Annotated in this window: 16 protein-coding genes; 2 read left to right on the top strand and 14 right to left on the bottom strand. The window is 68.8% G+C overall.

The window, feature by feature from the left end; translation table 11 throughout:
- Positions 1–32: 32 nt before the first annotated feature.
- The 3 genes from darG to IE200_RS03000 form a co-directional block, all read right to left on the bottom strand.
- The gene (darG, locus tag IE200_RS03010) at positions 33–1,094 is read right to left on the bottom strand and encodes a type II toxin-antitoxin system antitoxin DNA ADP-ribosyl glycohydrolase DarG (protein ID WP_191277848.1); all 1,062 of its coding nucleotides are present in this window, start codon (positions 1,092–1,094) and stop codon (positions 33–35) included.
- A gap of 17 nt (positions 1,095–1,111) precedes the next feature.
- Positions 1,112–1,756, bottom strand: a complete 645-nt coding sequence (darT, locus tag IE200_RS03005; protein WP_191277847.1) for a type II toxin-antitoxin system toxin DNA ADP-ribosyl transferase DarT — start codon at positions 1,754–1,756, stop codon at positions 1,112–1,114.
- An 88-nt stretch (positions 1,757–1,844) separates the two neighbouring features.
- Positions 1,845–2,171 carry a YegP family protein gene (locus IE200_RS03000; protein WP_191277846.1) on the bottom strand — a complete coding sequence of 109 codons (327 nt, stop codon included), beginning with the start codon at positions 2,169–2,171 and terminating at the stop codon, positions 1,845–1,847.
- A gap of 381 nt (positions 2,172–2,552) precedes the next feature.
- Between IE200_RS03000 and IE200_RS02995 the strand changes: the two genes are divergently transcribed.
- Entirely contained in the window at positions 2,553–2,975 is a 423-nt protein-coding gene (locus IE200_RS02995) for a hypothetical protein (RefSeq protein ID WP_191277845.1), read from the top strand.
- Here IE200_RS02995 and IE200_RS02990 read toward each other — a convergent pair.
- Complete coding sequence (locus IE200_RS02990) at positions 2,956–3,351, bottom strand: hypothetical protein (RefSeq protein ID WP_191277844.1); 396 nt, start codon at positions 3,349–3,351, stop codon at positions 2,956–2,958. The genes IE200_RS02995 and IE200_RS02990 overlap by 20 nt on opposite strands.
- A gap of 42 nt (positions 3,352–3,393) precedes the next feature.
- On the bottom strand, positions 3,394–3,600 hold the full coding sequence (locus IE200_RS02985) for a helix-turn-helix transcriptional regulator (protein WP_191277843.1): 207 nt from the start codon (positions 3,598–3,600) through the stop codon (positions 3,394–3,396).
- 246 nt (positions 3,601–3,846) lie between these two features.
- Between IE200_RS02985 and mobF the strand changes: the two genes are divergently transcribed.
- On the top strand, positions 3,847–7,209 hold the full coding sequence (gene mobF / locus IE200_RS02980) for a MobF family relaxase (protein WP_229856027.1): 3,363 nt from the start codon (positions 3,847–3,849) through the stop codon (positions 7,207–7,209).
- Here the strand turns inward: mobF and IE200_RS02975 are convergent.
- From IE200_RS02975 to IE200_RS02935, 9 genes are all read right to left on the bottom strand, one after another.
- On the bottom strand, positions 7,189–8,139 hold the full coding sequence (locus IE200_RS02975; protein WP_191277842.1) for a hypothetical protein: 951 nt from the start codon (positions 8,137–8,139) through the stop codon (positions 7,189–7,191). The two genes, mobF and IE200_RS02975, sit on opposite strands and share 21 nt — an antisense overlap.
- Positions 8,140–8,575: 436 nt before the next feature.
- Positions 8,576–9,706, bottom strand: a complete 1,131-nt coding sequence (locus tag IE200_RS02970; RefSeq protein ID WP_191277841.1) for a M20 family metallopeptidase — start codon at positions 9,704–9,706, stop codon at positions 8,576–8,578.
- Between the two features lie 213 nt (positions 9,707–9,919).
- A complete protein-coding gene (locus tag IE200_RS02965) occupies positions 9,920–10,864 on the bottom strand; it encodes a ribokinase (RefSeq protein ID WP_191277840.1) in 945 nt (314 codons plus the stop codon).
- A complete protein-coding gene (locus IE200_RS02960; RefSeq protein WP_191277839.1) occupies positions 10,861–11,814 on the bottom strand; it encodes a nucleoside hydrolase in 954 nt (317 codons plus the stop codon). Before IE200_RS02960 ends, IE200_RS02965 begins: the two co-directional genes overlap by 4 nt.
- Entirely contained in the window at positions 11,811–12,566 is a 756-nt protein-coding gene (locus IE200_RS02955; RefSeq protein ID WP_191277838.1) for a glutamine amidotransferase, read from the bottom strand. Before IE200_RS02955 ends, IE200_RS02960 begins: the two co-directional genes overlap by 4 nt.
- Positions 12,563–13,618, bottom strand: a complete 1,056-nt coding sequence (locus IE200_RS02950) for a phosphotriesterase family protein (protein ID WP_229856025.1) — start codon at positions 13,616–13,618, stop codon at positions 12,563–12,565. Before IE200_RS02950 ends, IE200_RS02955 begins: the two co-directional genes overlap by 4 nt.
- Positions 13,619–13,623: 5 nt before the next feature.
- Positions 13,624–14,625: an ABC transporter permease gene (locus IE200_RS02945; protein WP_191277836.1), complete on the bottom strand. Its 1,002-nt coding sequence runs from the start codon at positions 14,623–14,625 to the stop codon at positions 13,624–13,626.
- Positions 14,626–14,629: 4 nt separating this feature from the next.
- Positions 14,630–15,382: an ATP-binding cassette domain-containing protein gene (locus IE200_RS02940; RefSeq protein WP_229856024.1), complete on the bottom strand. Its 753-nt coding sequence runs from the start codon at positions 15,380–15,382 to the stop codon at positions 14,630–14,632.
- Positions 15,379–16,332 carry a substrate-binding domain-containing protein gene (locus IE200_RS02935; protein ID WP_191277835.1) on the bottom strand — a complete coding sequence of 318 codons (954 nt, stop codon included), beginning with the start codon at positions 16,330–16,332 and terminating at the stop codon, positions 15,379–15,381. Before IE200_RS02935 ends, IE200_RS02940 begins: the two co-directional genes overlap by 4 nt.
- Positions 16,333–16,364: the final 32 nt, after the last annotated feature.

Genomic DNA, 16,364 nt, shown 5'->3' with positions numbered 1-16,364 from the left:
GATGACCGACAGCACCGACAGTCCGGCCAGAATCAGGCGGGTACGAGCTCCTGGGCGAGCCATCCCTGGCCCCGGAGTGCCTCCAGCGCAATGCGCACGTGGTCCTCGGTGAACATGCGCGACTTACGCGGCGACCACTGCCAGACCTTCTCCACGATCTCGTTGTCCTTCGAGTCGGGGTTCATGGCGGCAACCCAGTGGACGGTAGCCAAGAGCTCCAGTCCGTAGGCGGACTCGAACCCGTCGGCGAGGACAAGGACCCGACGGATCCGCTCCTGCGTCTGGGGATCGTTAGCCAGCAGTCGCTCAGCTTCGTTGGCGGCCTCGGGAAGGACCGAGAGCGGCGCGGCGTCCGCTACGGGAGCGCTGCCGTCGCCGAACCCGCTGATGAAGTGACCTTCAACCACGTTCAGCACGTGCCGGAGGTTGTCGGCGTATGGGCCGTAGTAGTGCTGCTTGAAGTTGAGCCGCAGCGGCTGTCCCGCGACCTGGAGGAAGTACATCAACTTCTGCGACTCGATCAGCCCAGGAGCCATGAACGATTGCAGCGTGTAGCGATGCAGGAGCTCTACGAGCGCTGCCCGACCGGGCGTCATCTCCGGCCGGTCCGCAGACCTGGCCATCTCGTTTGCAGCGGGCGCACCTTCAGGGGCGAACAGGAGCACGTCGACCTCGGGTACTCGCTCGAAGGCTCGGACGATCCGAGGCTCGACTTCGCGCCAGTCAAGGCCACCGTTACCGCAGCCGAGCGGAGGAACAGCGATGGACCGGATACCGAACTTCTTGATCGCCTCGATCAGGTCGACTAGCCCGGCCTCGATGTCCTCGACCTTCGAGCGCGACTTCCAGTGCCCCTTGGTCGGGAAGTTGATCACGTACTTCGGGCCAGTCATCTGTCCGGTGGGCCACACCTGCACATGACCGAGGCGAACCTGGCCGGCCTTGGCAGTCACGCGGTAGTCCTCGTACATCGCCGGGTACGCCTTCTTGAACTGAAGCGCGATGCCCTTGCCCATCACACCTTGGGTGTTGACTGTGTTGACGAGCGCCTCAACGTCCGCGCGCAGAAGGTTCCCCGTCGTCTCCGTGATCATGTCACCTCCAGCATGCCTCAGAAGTACCAGTGACGTCGGACTCCCACGCTCGGCGGGCTCGCAGTTCCTGCGAGCACTGAGTTCACCTCGTCGAGCACAGTCTGGCTCTTGGCACCGACAAACTGGATCGCCGTCCACGGAACCGTGTCGTAGACCAGGCACTCGGCCATGCGTCGCTCCATCCGGTCGGGATGCTCGGCGTCGCTGTTCCACATGGTTGCCTTCATCAAGGGCCAGTCGATGAAGGAGTCCTCAGGCTCGCCATCGGCCCACCGGTGAAAGGCCGCAACACGAAGAGCGGCGTTGCGGTCCGTGAGCACCGGATCGAGACCTAACTCCGCGACGCGCTCCAACGTGGTCCCCAAGTAGATGATGCGATCCGTTCCCTCAATGTAGCTCGGCACGCCACCACGCTCGATGACGTAAAGCATCGGGCTGCGAGTCGCGTAGTAGAACGGCACGTAGTCGGCGACCACGCCGCCAGGATGGACCGGCACACTCCTCCTGCCGCGGAGCGACTTCACATCCGTGTTGCCCACCTCGATGCTAAGCACCCCTTCCGCCTGGGCGCGGCGGTCGCAGTGCAGGCCCGTGGCGACGATCGTCTCTAGGTGCTCGACGCGCGTGAAGTGGAACAGCAGTGTCGGGACCGGGCGCACCATCAATTGCCTCCTCCTATCCAAGCCGGATCGTCGCAGATCCCGCTGGCTGAGCGGCCTGGCCCGAGCCAGAGCCGCTGCCATCCGGACGTCAGGCAGCCGCGCTCGTCGCCCCACCGGCGTTGTCACGCACCCGGTTCGCCGCCTGCTCGGCGGCGTACCGGCTGCTGAACGACTCGCCGGAAGCGGCGACCTTGTCCGACGAGCGCCAGGCCCGCCAGCGCCAGGACCCGCCGGCGTCCTGGTAGACCTCGTACCTCGCGGTCCTCGCCCCTGCCTTGAAGGCCAACGCCGCCCGGTTCGCGCTGTAGGTCGAGGCGAACGTCTCCCCGGCCCAGGCGACCATCTCGTTGTTGCCGGCGTACAGCCACCACGTGGGGTTACCGGCCTGGTTGTTTGCAACGACGAACCGCCACATCGGCGATCCCTCCGATCTCGCACCGTGGTGCGTGTCTTGCGCGAGCTCGGGACCGGTAATGTCATTGCGGTTCCACCCGTACGGCGACATCTCATGTCCCGTGCACCACTGCGCCCGGCTGCCAGGCCGGGCGTTTTGGTTTTGCGCGGTTTCTGCGCCACCTCGGTTTGGGTGACTGGCCTCTAGTCCAACACGCCGAGTACGCGTCACCAGCGCGACACGCCAGGCCACCGGGTGACTGCGGCGACCGCTCACCGTCAATCTGCGCCCTTTGCGCGCGTAAAAACGCCGTTGTAGTTTCGCGTGTCTACCGCTCAACTGGCACGTGGGCGCGCAGAATAAGCGTGAGAGACCACCAATATCGCGCGACTAGGCGGACACATGAACGACGACGACCAGAGCATCGGACGAATCGCGGTTCCATGCGGGCGGCTGTCCTGCAAGGAGCCGGTCATCCAGGAGCTCGGTCGGGGTCGTCGCAAGGAGTACTGCTCAGACACGTGTCGACGGGCAGCTGATCGGGACTACAAGCGGGCGAAGGGCTACGTCGAGTTCTACGCCGACTACCTGACGCGGTCCCAGCATGAGGTCGCTGCCTACGGGCGGAAGGCCGAGGCAGGGGCACTTACCCCAGAGCACCTTGCAGCTCTGGAAACGACCGCACGAGTAGCGTTCGCTCGCGCCGAGGCTCTCGCCGAGGTCGGTGTCGCACCTGAACGTGCAGCGGCTGAGTTGTCCGCGCTGGTGGCGGCCGTGAGGCCGCTATTGAGCGGCGGCGTCGGCTTCACCTCTCGGTCTGCCTAGACACCGCCGGCGAGCCCGATCGGCTCCGCGTCCACGATGACCGACGGCTTGCGTCCGCAAGCGGGCACTGCTCCGAGTGCTTGAACGCCTCGTCCGGATCCAGGTACTTCTCGTCCGCGGTCTCCTCAACCACGTCGCCGCAGTAGCGCCGGAGGCGCCACCTCATCAGAGCCGGCTTCGGCTCATTGCCGTATGGGCGAAGTAGTGCTGCAATCTGCTCGCGAGCGTCACGCGGGATCGGTGGCGCCTTCGCGACGATCTCCTGCACGTAGTCGCGGAGCTTCTGTGCCTGCTCCTGCGCCCGTTCGAACTTCTTGGTCGGGCTGAACGGCACCGACAGGTCGCCCTTGCGGTGGTACTCGGTCAAGTCAGCCATCCGTCCTTTGGTGCCTCGCCTTCGGTCGACTTCCAACCGGCTTCACGATGCCCGGCTGCGCCAGGTGTTCACCGGGTGCGCGTCGATCAGGTCGTCAAGCGAGGTGACGCGGACGCGGATCGTCCGCCTCCCGAGGCGGACGGCGTCGAGGTCGCCGGCGGCGATGTAGCGGCGGACGGTCTTGGTCGAGACGGCGAGGATCGCGGCCGCCTCGCGGATGGTGACGAGCTGGCGGGGCTTGGTGGCCATGGGGACTCCTGGGTCGGGGGCGGCCCGGTTGGCCGCCGTCATCCCTTAAGGCCGAGGGATGTCCTCCAGTGGCCACCCCATTTCGCCCGCTCCCCCTCCCGACCTCCCTTCTCCTTCAGCCTGTCCCCCCTCCCACCCGCCCTCTCTCCTCCGCCCTCCTTGATCCCCCTTCTCCCGGACACACCTCTTTCACGGATCAACCGGGGTGGCCACTCGGGCCACGTTCCGGCCTTGAGGGATGTGACGATGACGCTGAAGAAGCTCGCCGCCGGTTCGGGCTACGAGTACCTGACCCGCCAGGTCGCGGCCGCGGACTCCACCGAGCTCGGCAAGACCCCGCTGGCTGACTACTACGCCGCCAAGGGCGAGGCGTCCGGCCGCTGGACCGGCTCCGGTCTCGTCGGACTCGAGGGTCTCGAGAACGGCGGCGTCGTCACCGCCGAGCAGATGAAGAACCTCTTCGGCGACGGCTGCCACCCGGTCAGCGGGACGGCACTCGGGCGCCCGTTCAAGGAGGGCTCGGTCGCCGGCTTCGACCTGACGTTCAGCCCGGCGAAGTCCGTCTCGACCCTGTGGGCGGTCGCGCCGCCCGAGGGCGCTCGGCGGATCAACACGGCGCACAACGCCGCCGTGCTCGACGCGCTCGCCTTTCTGGAGAGCCACGCCATCTTCACCCGCGAGGGCGCCGGTGGCGCTCGGCAGGTCGAGACCCGTGGCCTGATCGCCGCCGCGTTCCTGCATCGTGACTCCCGGGCGGACGACCCGGATCTGCACACCCACGTCGCGGTCTCGAACAAGATCCAGACCAAGCAGGGCAAGTGGCTCTCGATCTACGGCACGATCCTGCACGAGCACGTGGTCGCCGCCTCCGAGGCCTACAACACCGCCCTCGAAGCCCACCTCCGCGAGCAGCTCGGAGTCCGATTCATCGATGTCCCACGAGCCGGCGGCAAGCGACCGGTGCGTGAGATCGCCGGCGTCGACTCAATGCTCTCCGAGCGTTGGTCCCGCCGTCGATCCGACATCGAGAAGCGAGTCGAGGAACTCGCTGAGGAGTTCGCAGAGAACCACGGCCGCCGCCCGAACGACAAGGAGCGGATCGCGCTTGCGCAACGCGCGAACCTGGAGACCAGGGAGGCCAAGCACGAGCCGCGCTCCGAGGCGGAGCAGCGCACGACGTGGCATGGCGAAGCCGCGGAGCTGCTCGGCGAGCGAGGCCTCCGGGTCATGGTCGACACTGCGCTTCACCCCGACCCTGCTTCCACCCAGGAGCTATCGACGGCCTCGCTCAGCGAAGCGGCCGACCGAGTGATCCACGAGCTCGAAGCCCACCGCGCGACGTGGCAGACCTGGCACATGTACGCCGAGGCGCAGCGCCAGGTCCGCGGCCTCACCATCGCGCCCGAGCAGATTCCCCAAGTCATCGAGCACCTCGTTGACGCCGTCACCAACCAGCTGATCAACCTGACCCCCGACCTCGACCCGATCACCGAGCCGACCGCCCTCACGCGGTCCGATGGCGTCAGCGTGTACCGGCACACAGGCGCCGACCACCTCACCAGCCCGCGGATCCTCGCGGCCGAGGCGCGGATCGTCGACGCCGCCCGCCCCGGTGCGACCAGCAACCCGGATCCGGTCGACGTCGAGCTCGCGCTGATGGCAGCCGCCCTCGAAGGACCGGAGCTCAACGACGGTCAGCGCGAGCTCGTCCGCAGCCTCGTCGCCGACCCACGCCACGTCGCACTTGCGCTCGCGCCAGCGGGATCCGGCAAGACCACCGCGATGCGCGCCCTCACCCAGGTGGCCCACAACCTCGGGTACGACGTCGTCGGCCTCGCGCCATCAGCGGCCGCAGCGGGCGTGCTCGCCGAGGCGACCGGGATCCCGTCCGAGACGCTCGCCATGCTCGACCACACCCTCGCCGCCGGGCTCGATCCCGAGTTCGGCACGCACACGATCGTCGTCATCGACGAGGCCGGGACGGCCGACACCCTCACCCTCGACCGGATCATCGCCGCCTGTGCGGCCCGAGGTGCGCGAGTCCGGCTCATCGGCGACGATCAGCAGCTCGCCGCGGTCGGCGCCGGCGGCGTACTCCGCGACATCGCCACCACCCATGGAGCCGTACGTCTCGATCAGGTGGTGCGGTTCGACGATCCCGTCGAGGCGTCGGCGTCGCTCGCGCTGCGCGACGGCGACCGTACGGCGCTCGGGTACTACCTCGACCACGACCGCGTCCACACCGGCGACGAGCTCACGAGCCTCACCGAGGTGCTGGTCGCGTGGCAGGAGGAGACCGCCGCCGGCCGCGAGTGCCTGATGCTCGCGCCCACCCGCGACCTCGTCGCGAGGCTCAACCGCGCGGCCCGCAAGACGCGGCTCGACGACGCCGTCTCCAGCGACGAAGTCGCACTCGCCGACGGCAACCGGGCCTCGGTCGGCGACACGATCCTGACCCGCCACAACGACCGCCGCCTCGGCATCAGCGGCACCGACTGGGTCAAGAACGGTGACCGCTGGACCGTCACCGCGCTCACCGCCAACGGCGGTCTCCGCGCCCGACACCTGTCGTCCGGACTCCACGTCACGCTGCCACCGGCGTACGTCGCCGACCACGTCGAGCTCGGCTACGCCACCACCGTCCACGCCGCCCAGGGCAGCACCGCCGACGTCATGCACGGCATACTCACCGGGCACGAGGACCGGCAACTTCTCTACACGATGCTCACCCGCGGCCGCGACGAGAACCACCTCCACCTGATCAGCGAGCCGACCGAGAAGGAAGAGCAGTTCCTGCCCGGGATCGACGAGCAGCTCACCGCCGTCGAGACACTCGACCGGATCATCGCCCGCGACGGCGCCGCGGTGTCGGCGACCACGGAGCTCGCCCACGCCACCAGCCCGGCGACGCTGCTGCACGAGGCCACGGGCAGGTACGCCGACGCCATCACCACCGCCACCCGGCGGCTCCTGGGCGCCGACGCGGACGACGCGCTCGAAGCCGCTGACACCGGCCCGCTCCCGTGGCTGCCCGCCATCCCCGCCGCCCTGCGCAGCCATCCCGACTGGGCGAAGTACCTCGACGCCCGCGCCGAGCGCGTCCGCACCCTCGCCGACACCGTCCGTCGCGACGCACAGCTCCCGCAAAGCCTGCGGCGCTTCGACGACGTGCTCACCGACCAGCTTCGCGAAGCCGCCGTCGTCTGGCGGGCCGCCAACGGTGTGACCGACGACGACCGCAGCCTCCTCGGCCCGCGACAGAGCGACTTCGCGGCTGCCCGGTACGCCCGCCACCTCCAGCGCCAGGTCGACGCCCGCTATCCCGCGTCGGTCCGCCGCTGGCAATCCCAGATCGCCCATGCGATCGGCGACCCAGACGATGGCGGCGACCACACCCTCGACCTGGCGTGCGAGCTCGACCGCATGCAGGCCAGCGGTCTCAACGCCACCCAGATGCTCCGCCGCGCGGCCACACTCCGGCGCCCGCTCCCCGAGGAGCGCAAGGTCGAGGCCCTCGCCTACCGGGTCGAGCGCATCGCCGCCAACGACGCCGCTCTCCGGCCGCAGACCCATCAACCGAGCCGGCGGTCACCCGGCATCGAACTCTAGGATCTCCCGCCAATCCTGCGGCGTGTAGCTCCGGCGCCTCGTCCCCAGCACGACGTTGAACGCAACGCGCAGCTGCTTGGTCGTCATGCCCGGATGGTCGAGGCGGAACCGCTCTTGCTCCGCCTCGACCAGCGTGAACTCCATCTCGTCCCAGATCGTCAGCTCACGCTGGCGGTGCTGCGCCTTCCATTCCGCGTACCTCTGCGGGTCGTCCCGCGCATCGACGTACTCGATGAGCCGGTCCAGGGCCCTCGCCGCTCGCTTCCTCAGCGACCTCGGCGCCAGGTTGGCCTCGGAAGCCACGGCCTCAACGACGCCGGGCGAGGTCAGGCCCATCCGCCCGCGGTGCGCGTGCACGTTCTGCCGGTCCGCTTCCGCGGCCAGCGCCCACAGCAGCCAGTAGTCCAGGCCGTTGATCGCGGCCTCCTGCTGGCCGACATGGAACACCTCGGCGAGGATCGGTCCAGGGTCGTCCTCCGGTTCGATCCACGCCAGCTCGTCGAGCAGGTCGGGACCACCAGTGGCCTGCGCCATCGCCCGGTCCCGTCGCACGGCCAGGTCGCCCGCCCCCAGATTCGCGAGCACCTCGCGCTGGGTCTGGCCGACGATCCCACCCGCGATGTTCGGCGTGGTCAGGCGGTACGCCGCAGACGCCTCGATCCAGAGCTGGCTGGCCACCAGTCCATCGATGTCGTCCGACAGGGCCCGAAGCCGCCGCGCGACCTTCTCCGCTCCAGGGAGCAGCGTCCACACCAGCGCGGTGATCGCGACCGGTTCACTCTCTGTCATCGACGCGAGTACGCCGAGAACCGGCTTTGCCTCGTTCGGTGACGCCAGCGCCCAAGCGGGCAGGTCGACGAGGTCGTCGACAACGCCGTCAACGAGGCGCTCGCTCACCCAGCGTCGCCACGCCGCTCGTGCCTCACCCATGAGCGCACCCTCCAGGTCCTGGAGGCCAAGGCGATCAGCAACGGACACGGCGTGCTCCCGAGGGACATCCCTGCGCGCGAAAGCGAGCAGGGACCATCCAGCGTGAACGGGACATTCCTGCACGTCAAGAGCCGCTTCTGCCGTCCGACTAGTCATTCCATGACGTTGCGAGACAGTCCGAGACGTTCAGCAACAACCAGCACCAATCGGTACTGAAGTCTCCTCGATCGTCATCTCAGCATGTGACCGTCGATGCGCGATTCTCTATCTACGAGTTGCCTCGTTCCGGGCCATGACGAGGACGTGCCGACGTGCCCGAGCTGGGCTTCGCTACCGCGTTGACTTCCGCTCCGAGCCCTCATTGGAGGCAGCCGCGGCCCTCGACATCTATTGCAGCGGGCTGCCTCTCAGCGACCAGCAGCTTCACATGCCATTGTCACCCCGGGGACGCGGCCAACTTGTGCAGCATGTTCAGGTAAATGGCCGTTGCGGCTTCAATCTCCGCGGTGTCACACCACTCGTCCACGACGTGCGCTTGGTCAGGTGAACCGGGTCCGCAGATCACGGTCGGGACCATGCCCAAGCGCGCGGTCAGGACACTTGCGTCGGTGAAGAAGCGCGCGACCGCCGGCTCATCGGTGAGGTCGACGTGGTCTCGTGCAGCTTCCCGGAAGAGGTGGACGACCGGGTCGGTGGGCTCGGTGTAGACCGGGGGGAGGGAGAGCACCGGCTCGACCGTGACCCGGTCCTTCAGGAGTTCCGCGAGCGCGTCGGACAGTGTGGCCTGCTCCTCCTGTGACGGGGTACGGAAGTCCAGCTGAGCCATGGCGTGGTCCGGGACGATGTTGCGCAGCACGCCGCCGTCCAACCTGCCGATGTTCAAGGTCCGGGGTCCCAGGATCTTGTGCTCGGTGGGATTGGCCGCACACCACTCGGACAGGACGCGCAGGCCGTCCATGAGCTTCTCGATCGCGTTGTCTCCAAGCTCGGGGGTGGAGGCGTGGCAGGAGCGTCCTCTGGCGACCAGGTCGAGCCATACAGCGCCCCTGTGGCCGAGCACGGGCTGGTTCGAGGTCGGCTCCGAGATCAGCAGCACTCGGCTGTCCGGCAGCAATCCCGGCTCGGCGGCCGCAACCGCGGCTCCCAGGCTGCCGACCTCCTCCTCGGCGGTGAGCACCAGGACGATCGGCGGCCCGTCCGGTCGAGACGCGGCAACGTACATCTCGGCAGCTCGAACAATGGCCGCGACACCGCTCTTCATGTCTGCGGCCCCCCGGCCGTACAGTCGCGTCCCCACGACATCTGCGCCGAAGGGGTCCTGACTCCAGTCGTCCTCGACGACGGTGACGGTGTCGAGGTGCCCGGACAGGCATACCGCGGGGATGTCCGGCCTTCCCCACCGGGCCACCACGTTGCCGTGGTGGTCACCGTAGGTGAGCAGGGTGGTGTCGAAGCCGGCCGCATCGAGCCGGTCGGCGAGCAGCTCGGCGACTTGAAGCTGGTTGCGGCTCTCAGGGGTGCTCTGCAGCCGGATCAGCTGTCTTGCCAGCTCGAGCTCGGGACTCACAACCATGGGGATGCACCTTCCCTGCCGCGTCCTAGCACTTCGCTCGCCTCCTGGAATGTCTTGGTTGCGAAGTCGAGCTCCGTCCAACCACCGGCGCACTGATCGCCCCGATGCTCAGCATCGAGCCCGAGGTCGGGGCCCTGTGGCTGGTGCGCGCTCCTTCTTCGCGGCGACCGGGTGCGGGCCGCCGATCAGAGAGCACTCCTCGGGCCGTCACGGAGACCGCGGGAAATCGCGGCTGGGCAAGTTCAGGCGACCCTCGTGGTTCGCGAGGTCTGCAGGGATGCGGGCGCCGGGGTAGCCAGTACTGGCTGCGGCCAGGATGTTTGCCTCACGGACAGCCTCGAGCAGGCTGGTCCCGCGGGCCAGTTCCTTGGCCAGGCAACCGCAAAACACGTCACCAGCACCGCTGGCGTCGCGGGTCGCCGTGGGGACCCCAGGCACAGCGACAGGCGCAGCGCCCTTCTCGAAGCAGAGCGCGCCGTCTGCGCCGAGAGTGACCACGACGCTGCCAGCGTGACCCAGTGCGGCGACGCAGTCCACGACCTCGGTCGCATCCGTCGGTTCGGGGAGCCCGGCCAGTCGCCCGAGCTCGCTTCGGTTGGGCACGAGCACATCGACGCCGGAGAGCATGTCCCTGATGGGCCCGGGATCGCCGGGCATCGGAGCCGGGTTGAGCACCACGACGGCACCCGGGGCCGCTCGCGCCGCCGCGGTCACGACGTCGTGTGGCACCTCCAGCTGCAGGAGCAGCACGGCGGGGTCGGCGGCGACCACCGCGGCCGTCGCCTCTTGCGCGGTGAGCGACGCGTTGGCTCCAGAGTCGACGACAATGGTGTTCTCGCCACCGGCGTCGACTGTGATCGTTGCGATCCCGGTCCCGACGTCGTCGCGCACCTTGACAGCGGCCACGTCGACCCCGACCTTGCGAAGCGCGGTCAGTGACTGTTCGCCCGGTTCGTCGTCGCCCACGGCCCCGACCATGGCGACCCGGGCGCCAAGGACCGCTGCGGCGGCGGCCTGGTTGGCCCCCTTGCCCCCCGGGGAGGTGAGCCGCTCACCCTCGGTCAGGGTGGTCTCGCCCGGGCCTGGCAACGAGTGGACCCTCAGCGTGGTGTCCTGGTTGAGGGAACCGACGACGACGACCAGACCGGTCATGGCGAGCCCAGACGGTCCAGCGCGGTCAGGATCAGGTCCCAGTAGCGCTCGGCGTCCAGCTCCATCGCGACCGCTGCGTTGGGGGTTCGGTCAGGCAGTCGGCCGAACAGGTCCACGACGGTGGTGCCGCGGGTCCAGGTCCCGTCGAGCTCGACGGCCACGAAGCAGTCACGCCAGCGGATCACGTCGGGGTCCAGCAGCGGTGCGATGGTGCACGGGTCGTGCACGGGCGGCGCCTCGAACTCCCAGATGCGCTCGTAGGAGTCGCCGAAGAAGCCCATCCACTCAGCGCAGGTGCGACCCACCAGATGGGGCATCGCCGACATGCGCTCGACGACCGCGGGGGTGGCCAGGGCCTGGTGGGTCAGGTTGAGGCCGACCATCCTCACCGGTACGCCCGTGCTGAGGACCACGTCGAGCGCTTCGGGATCGGCGAAGGTGTTGAACTCCGCGGTCGGGGTGTGGTTGCCCCGCTCGGTGGAGCCGCCCATGAAGATGACCTCGCGAATGTGCTCGGTGAGGCCCGGCTCCTCCGACAGCAGTACGCCGAGGTTGGTCATCGGCCCCGTCACCACGACGGTGACCGGCTCCGGCGAGTCGATCAGGCACCGCGCCAGCAGCTCGGTGGCTGTTTCGTGGACCGGCGCGACCGTTGGCTCGGGGAGGGCAGGTCCGTCGAGCCCGCTCACCCCGTGGACGTAGTTGCCCAAGGCGACCTCGCCGCGCATCGGGCCGGCCGCACCGACTGCGACCGGGACGTCTTCGCGGCCCGCCAGCGCGAGCACGCGCTGCGCGTTGCGGGTGGCGTCCTCGACGGCGCAGTTGCCGAAGCACGTCGTGATACCCAGCAGGCGGAGGCTCGGAGACCCGAGCGCGAGGAGGATCGCGACGGCGTCGTCGTGGCCCGGATCGCAGTCCAGGAGGACGGGGGTGGGGGCGACGCCGCTCACCGGTCGGCCAGCCAGCGCAGCATTCCGCCGACGAGCGGGGCGAAGCCGTTCCAGGCAAGGAAGTCCTCCGGGCACCAGTGGGGACCGATGTCGGAGGTCCACACGAGGGACCGTCCCTGGCCCACCTCTCGGGTGGCGATGAGCACGTCTTCGCCGACGGTCGCCACCACGGTGGCGTCCGGGAGGGGCTGGACCAGGTTGTAGCCCAGCAGGGTCGGTGCGGAGTCGACCAGCGCGCTCCAGCCGGAGGCGGCGGGGTGGGCTGGCTCAGCGACGGCGACGGCGGCGCCCTGGGGGGCTTCGATCCGGTCGTCGGAGGTGAGCATGCTCACCGGAAGCACGTCGGCTATGGCGGTGCGGGCGAAGTTGGCCCGGGCCTGGAAGCCGGAGAAGCTGAGGTAGCCGCCCGCCATCATGAGTCCGCCGCCGCCACGGGTCCACTCGGCCAGGGCGAGCAGCGGGTTGTCGGCGCGGCGCCCTTCGAGGAAGACCTCCGGCGGTAGCAGGAAGCTGTTGGCGCCGATGTCGGACAGGATGACGACGTCGTACGCCGACAGCGCCTCGACGGTGCGGGGGAATGAGCCCGGCACGTCGTGGGCGTACATCTGCTCGATCTCGAGGCCCTCGCTCCCGGCGGCCGCGATGAACGCGTCTGCTCCGGTGTGGAACGTGGTGCTCGAGAACTCGTCGAAGCCCTTCACGTGGGTGGCGGTCGAGATCCAGCTCTCGCCGGCCAGCAGGACGCGGGTCACGGTGTCTCCTCGGGGTGGTGGTCGCGGCTGCCGAACAGGTAGCGCGGGTTGTCGGTCATCAGGGACAGCACCTGCGCCTCGTCCAGGCCGTGACGGCGCAGACGGGGGGCGAAGTACTGGAGGATGTGGGCATAGCCCGGTCCGCCATGGCGACGCAGGAGCGACTTGACGAAGACGTCCTGGCTGAGAAGCAGCTGGGCGCCGTAGCCGTGGTCGACCAGACGGGCGAGGTGTGCGGCGTTCTGCTCGTCAGAGGGGCACTGCACGCCTTGGTCGGCGTAGTAGACCTCCATGCCGAGCATGTCGTACTGGACCCAGGCCCCGCGGTCCAAGGCCGCCCTCTGGTAGCCCAGGTCGTCCCCGGAGGGACCCATGTGGCACAGCACGACCTTGGTGGGGTCCGCACCCGTCTCCTCGACGAGGTCGAGGACACTGCCGGCGAGGCGGAACCAGCCCGGCAGGTGCACCTGGACCGGCAGCCCGGTCTCGACCTGGGCCGCCAGGGCACCGCGGAGGCTGACCTGCTCGGCGGGGGTGAAGTCGGTGCTGACCCCGATCTCCCCGATGATCCCGGGCCGCACGCCGTCCTCGCCGTCGCGGAGGTCGGCCAGGATGCGCTCGGTCACGCCGTCGATCCCGAGGGCCACCACGTCGACCGGGTGGGAGGCCTCGAGGTAGAAGCCGGTGCCTGCCACGATGTGGACGCCGGTCTGCTCGGACAGCCTCCTGAGCCCAGCGAGATCGCGGCCGATCCCCCATCCGGTGGTCTCGACGACGGTGCGCCCGCCCAGGGCGGCGAAGCGGCCGAGCTCGTCGCAGGCCAGCTGCACGTCGTCCAGCGCGAGGTTGGCGCGGTTGCCGAAGGGGTCCTGGCGCAGGTCCCAGAGCAGCTCCTCGCTGATGGGGGCCTCCGCGTACTCGTCCGGGTCGAGACCGGGGGACTCGCTGCGCGTCCACCAAGAGGAGACGTCATTGAGCAGGTGCTCGTGGCTCAGGGTGATGCCGAGGTCGTCGACGGGAACGGGACCGCGGACGGTCTGGACGGACGTCACCGGCCTCACCCTCGCTGGCCGGAGATCCGGCCGAAGAGCTTGGCGTTGAGCAGGATCGCCACGATCAGGATCAGGCCCTGGGTGATCGGCACCCAGTAGACGTCCACCCTCAGCAGGACCAGTCCGTTGCTGATCACGCCGAGTGTGATCGCGCCGATCGCCGAGCCGACGATGGATCCCTTGCCGCCCATCAGCGCGGTCCCGCCCAGCACTACGGCGGTGATCACCTCGAGCTCGAAGAGTGTCCCCGAGTTGGACGAACCGCTGGCCAGCCTCGCGGCGGTGATGATCCCGGCCAGTCCGGCGGCCAGTCCCGTCAGCGTGAGCACGGCCAGTTGGATACGTCGTACGTCGACCCCGGCGCGACGCAGGGACTCCGCGTTGGAGCCCACGGCCACGACGTACCGCCCGAAGCGGGTGTGGTTGAAGACGTACCAGCCTAGGAGCACGGCCACCAGTGCGATCCACGTGGGCGTGTAGAGCCCGGCGAGCTTGCCGTTGCCGATCGGCAACAGCACGTCCGAGGTGATCGGCGTGCTGTAGCCGTCGGTGATGAGCAGCGCGACACCCCGTACGGCCGTCAGGGCGGCGAGCGTGACGATGAACGACTGCAGCTTGCCGAATGCCGTCAGTGCGCCGTTGATCAACCCGATGCCCGCGCCGAGCACGAGGGTGAGCATGAGCGCCACCAGAGGGTTGCGACTCTCGGCCAGTATCGCCAACGATGCAGCGGTGAGCCCGACGATGGAGCCGACCGAGAGGTCGATGTTGCCGGTGGTGATCACGAACGTCATGGCGACGGCGACGATGACGGTCGGGGCGACCTGCCGGGCGACGTTCACGAGGTTGTTCGACGTCAGGAAGGCGTCGGTCTGAACGCTGAAGAAGACGAACAGCACGGCGAGCACGGCCAGGATGGACAGCACCCCGAAGTTGCGGGTGACGAAGTCCTGGCGAGCACCGCGGCGGGTGGAGGCTCGAGCAGGCGTGACGGTCCGGGTGCTCACGATCTCACTTCCCCATCATCGCAGTGACGAGACCGCCGAGGTCGGTCTCTGACGGCTTCAGCTGGCTGTGGTTGACACCCTCGTAGAGGACGACGAACCGGTCGGCCACTTCGAAGAGGTCCTGCAGCCGGTGAGTGATCAGCACGACGCTCACCCCGCGGGAGGAGACGTCGCGAATCAGCTGCAGGGTCATCTCGACCTCGCGGGCCGCGAGGGCGGCGGTCGGCTCGTCGAGCACGAGCACCTTCGGTTCGAAGGTGACGGCGCGAGCGATGGCGATGGCCTGGCGTTGACCGCCGGACATGTTGGCCACGAGCTGCCGGGTGTCCTTGATGCGGATGTGGAGCGTCGCCAGGTCCTGCGCAGCCTCCTCGTGCATCCGCCTGTGGTCCAGGCGTCGGCTGAAGGGGCGATAGATCTCCCGGCCGAGGAAGAGGTTGCCCGCGACGTCCACGTCGTTGCATAGCGCGAGGTCCTGGTAGACCATCTCGATCCCCGCGGCCCGCGCCGCCCGTGGGCCCGAGCCGGTCAGCGCCACTCCGTCGACGCGGATCTCCCCCGCGTCCGGGAAGACCGCGCCGGCCAGCATCTTCATGAGGGTCGACTTGCCTGCGCCGTTGTCACCGACCAGCCCGACGACCTCACCCCGACCCACGGTCAGGTCGACGCCGCGGAGCACGTCGAGAGCGCCGTAGCTCTTGTGGATCCCGCGCATCTCGACGCGCGGGACCGAGACGTCCCGGGTCGCGGAGGTCACTCGAAGATCTCGCGGTACGGGTCGACGTTCTCAGCGGTGACGATGGTGATCGGCACGTCGATGAAGCCGGCCGGCTCCGCGCCGTCGAGGATGGCGACGAGCTCGTTGACGGCCTCCACCCCCTCCTGGCGGGGATCCTGCTGCACGACCGCAGTGACCAGCCCGCTGTCGATGCCGGCGATCACCTCCGCTGTCAGGTCCCAGCCGATGACCTTGGTGTCAGCGCCCGCATCCAGAGCCGCGACGGCACCGACGGTGGCCGGCTCGCCGGTGGTGTACACGAAGTCGAGGTTGGGCTGAGCCGTCACCAGGTTCTGCGCGGCCGTGGCTGCCTGCTCCTGCACGTTCTCACCATCCACGGCCTGGGTGAACTTCGCGCCGGCCGCATCGACGACCTCACGGAAGCTGTCCTCGCGCTGGTTCTGGATGAAGGAGCTGCGAGCGTCGACGATGCCGTAGCTGGCCCCCTCGGCGAGGCCTTGGTCCACGACCCACTGGGCGGCCTCTGCTCCAGCGGCCTCGTTGTCGACGCCGACGAAGGTGTCGACGGCCCCCTCCTCCAGCTCGGCATCGATGGCGACGGTGCGGATGCCCTGGCTGCGGGCCTGCTCCACTGCGGGCAGCACCCCATTGACGTCGATGGCGACGACGATGAGCCCCGTGACGCCCTGAGACACGAAGTTCTCGATGTCGCTGTTCTGCTTCGCCGAGTCGTTGTTGGCGTTGGCGATCTGCAGCTCGCACCCCGCCTCGTCCGCCGCCTCCTGCGCACCCTCGTTCATCTGGGTGAAGAAGGTGGCGGTCTGGTTGATCTGCGTCATGCCGATCACGCACTCGTCAGCGGGCTCACCGGCCTCGCCGGTGGTGGGCTCCTCGTTGCCGGTGCTGCAGGCGGCGAGAGTCAGGGTCGCGGCGGTCGCTAGGGCGGCCCGGCGGAAGAATCGGTTCATGGGGTCCTCGCTTGGTCGGAAATCGATTGCCG

Source organism: Nocardioides flavus (ex Wang et al. 2016) (genome assembly GCF_014653115.1).
In the GTDB taxonomy this organism is placed as follows: domain Bacteria; phylum Actinomycetota; class Actinomycetes; order Propionibacteriales; family Nocardioidaceae; genus Nocardioides; species Nocardioides flavus.
The sequence above is the reverse complement of the archived record's forward strand: the minus strand, read 5'-3'. Positions and strand labels throughout refer to the sequence as shown.

What these genes read in the sequence shown, in the direction of transcription:
- IE200_RS02935 (WP_191277835.1), bottom strand. Translation starts at nt 16,332, where the DNA reads ATGAACCGATTCTTCCGCCGGGCCGCCCTAGCGACCGCCGCGACCCTG.
- IE200_RS02990 (WP_191277844.1), bottom strand. Translation starts at nt 3,351, where the DNA reads ATGGCTGACTTGACCGAGTACCACCGCAAGGGCGACCTGTCGGTGCCG.
- IE200_RS02975 (WP_191277842.1), bottom strand. Translation starts at nt 8,139, where the DNA reads ATGGGTGAGGCACGAGCGGCGTGGCGACGCTGGGTGAGCGAGCGCCTC.
- IE200_RS02995 (WP_191277845.1), top strand. Translation starts at nt 2,553, where the DNA reads ATGAACGACGACGACCAGAGCATCGGACGAATCGCGGTTCCATGCGGG.
- darT (WP_191277847.1), bottom strand. Translation starts at nt 1,756, where the DNA reads ATGGTGCGCCCGGTCCCGACACTGCTGTTCCACTTCACGCGCGTCGAG.
- IE200_RS03000 (WP_191277846.1), bottom strand. Translation starts at nt 2,171, where the DNA reads ATGTGGCGGTTCGTCGTTGCAAACAACCAGGCCGGTAACCCCACGTGG.
- mobF (WP_229856027.1), top strand. Translation starts at nt 3,847, where the DNA reads ATGACGCTGAAGAAGCTCGCCGCCGGTTCGGGCTACGAGTACCTGACC.
- IE200_RS02985 (WP_191277843.1), bottom strand. Translation starts at nt 3,600, where the DNA reads ATGGCCACCAAGCCCCGCCAGCTCGTCACCATCCGCGAGGCGGCCGCG.
- darG (WP_191277848.1), bottom strand. Translation starts at nt 1,094, where the DNA reads ATGATCACGGAGACGACGGGGAACCTTCTGCGCGCGGACGTTGAGGCG.
- IE200_RS02965 (WP_191277840.1), bottom strand. Translation starts at nt 10,864, where the DNA reads ATGACCGGTCTGGTCGTCGTCGTCGGTTCCCTCAACCAGGACACCACG.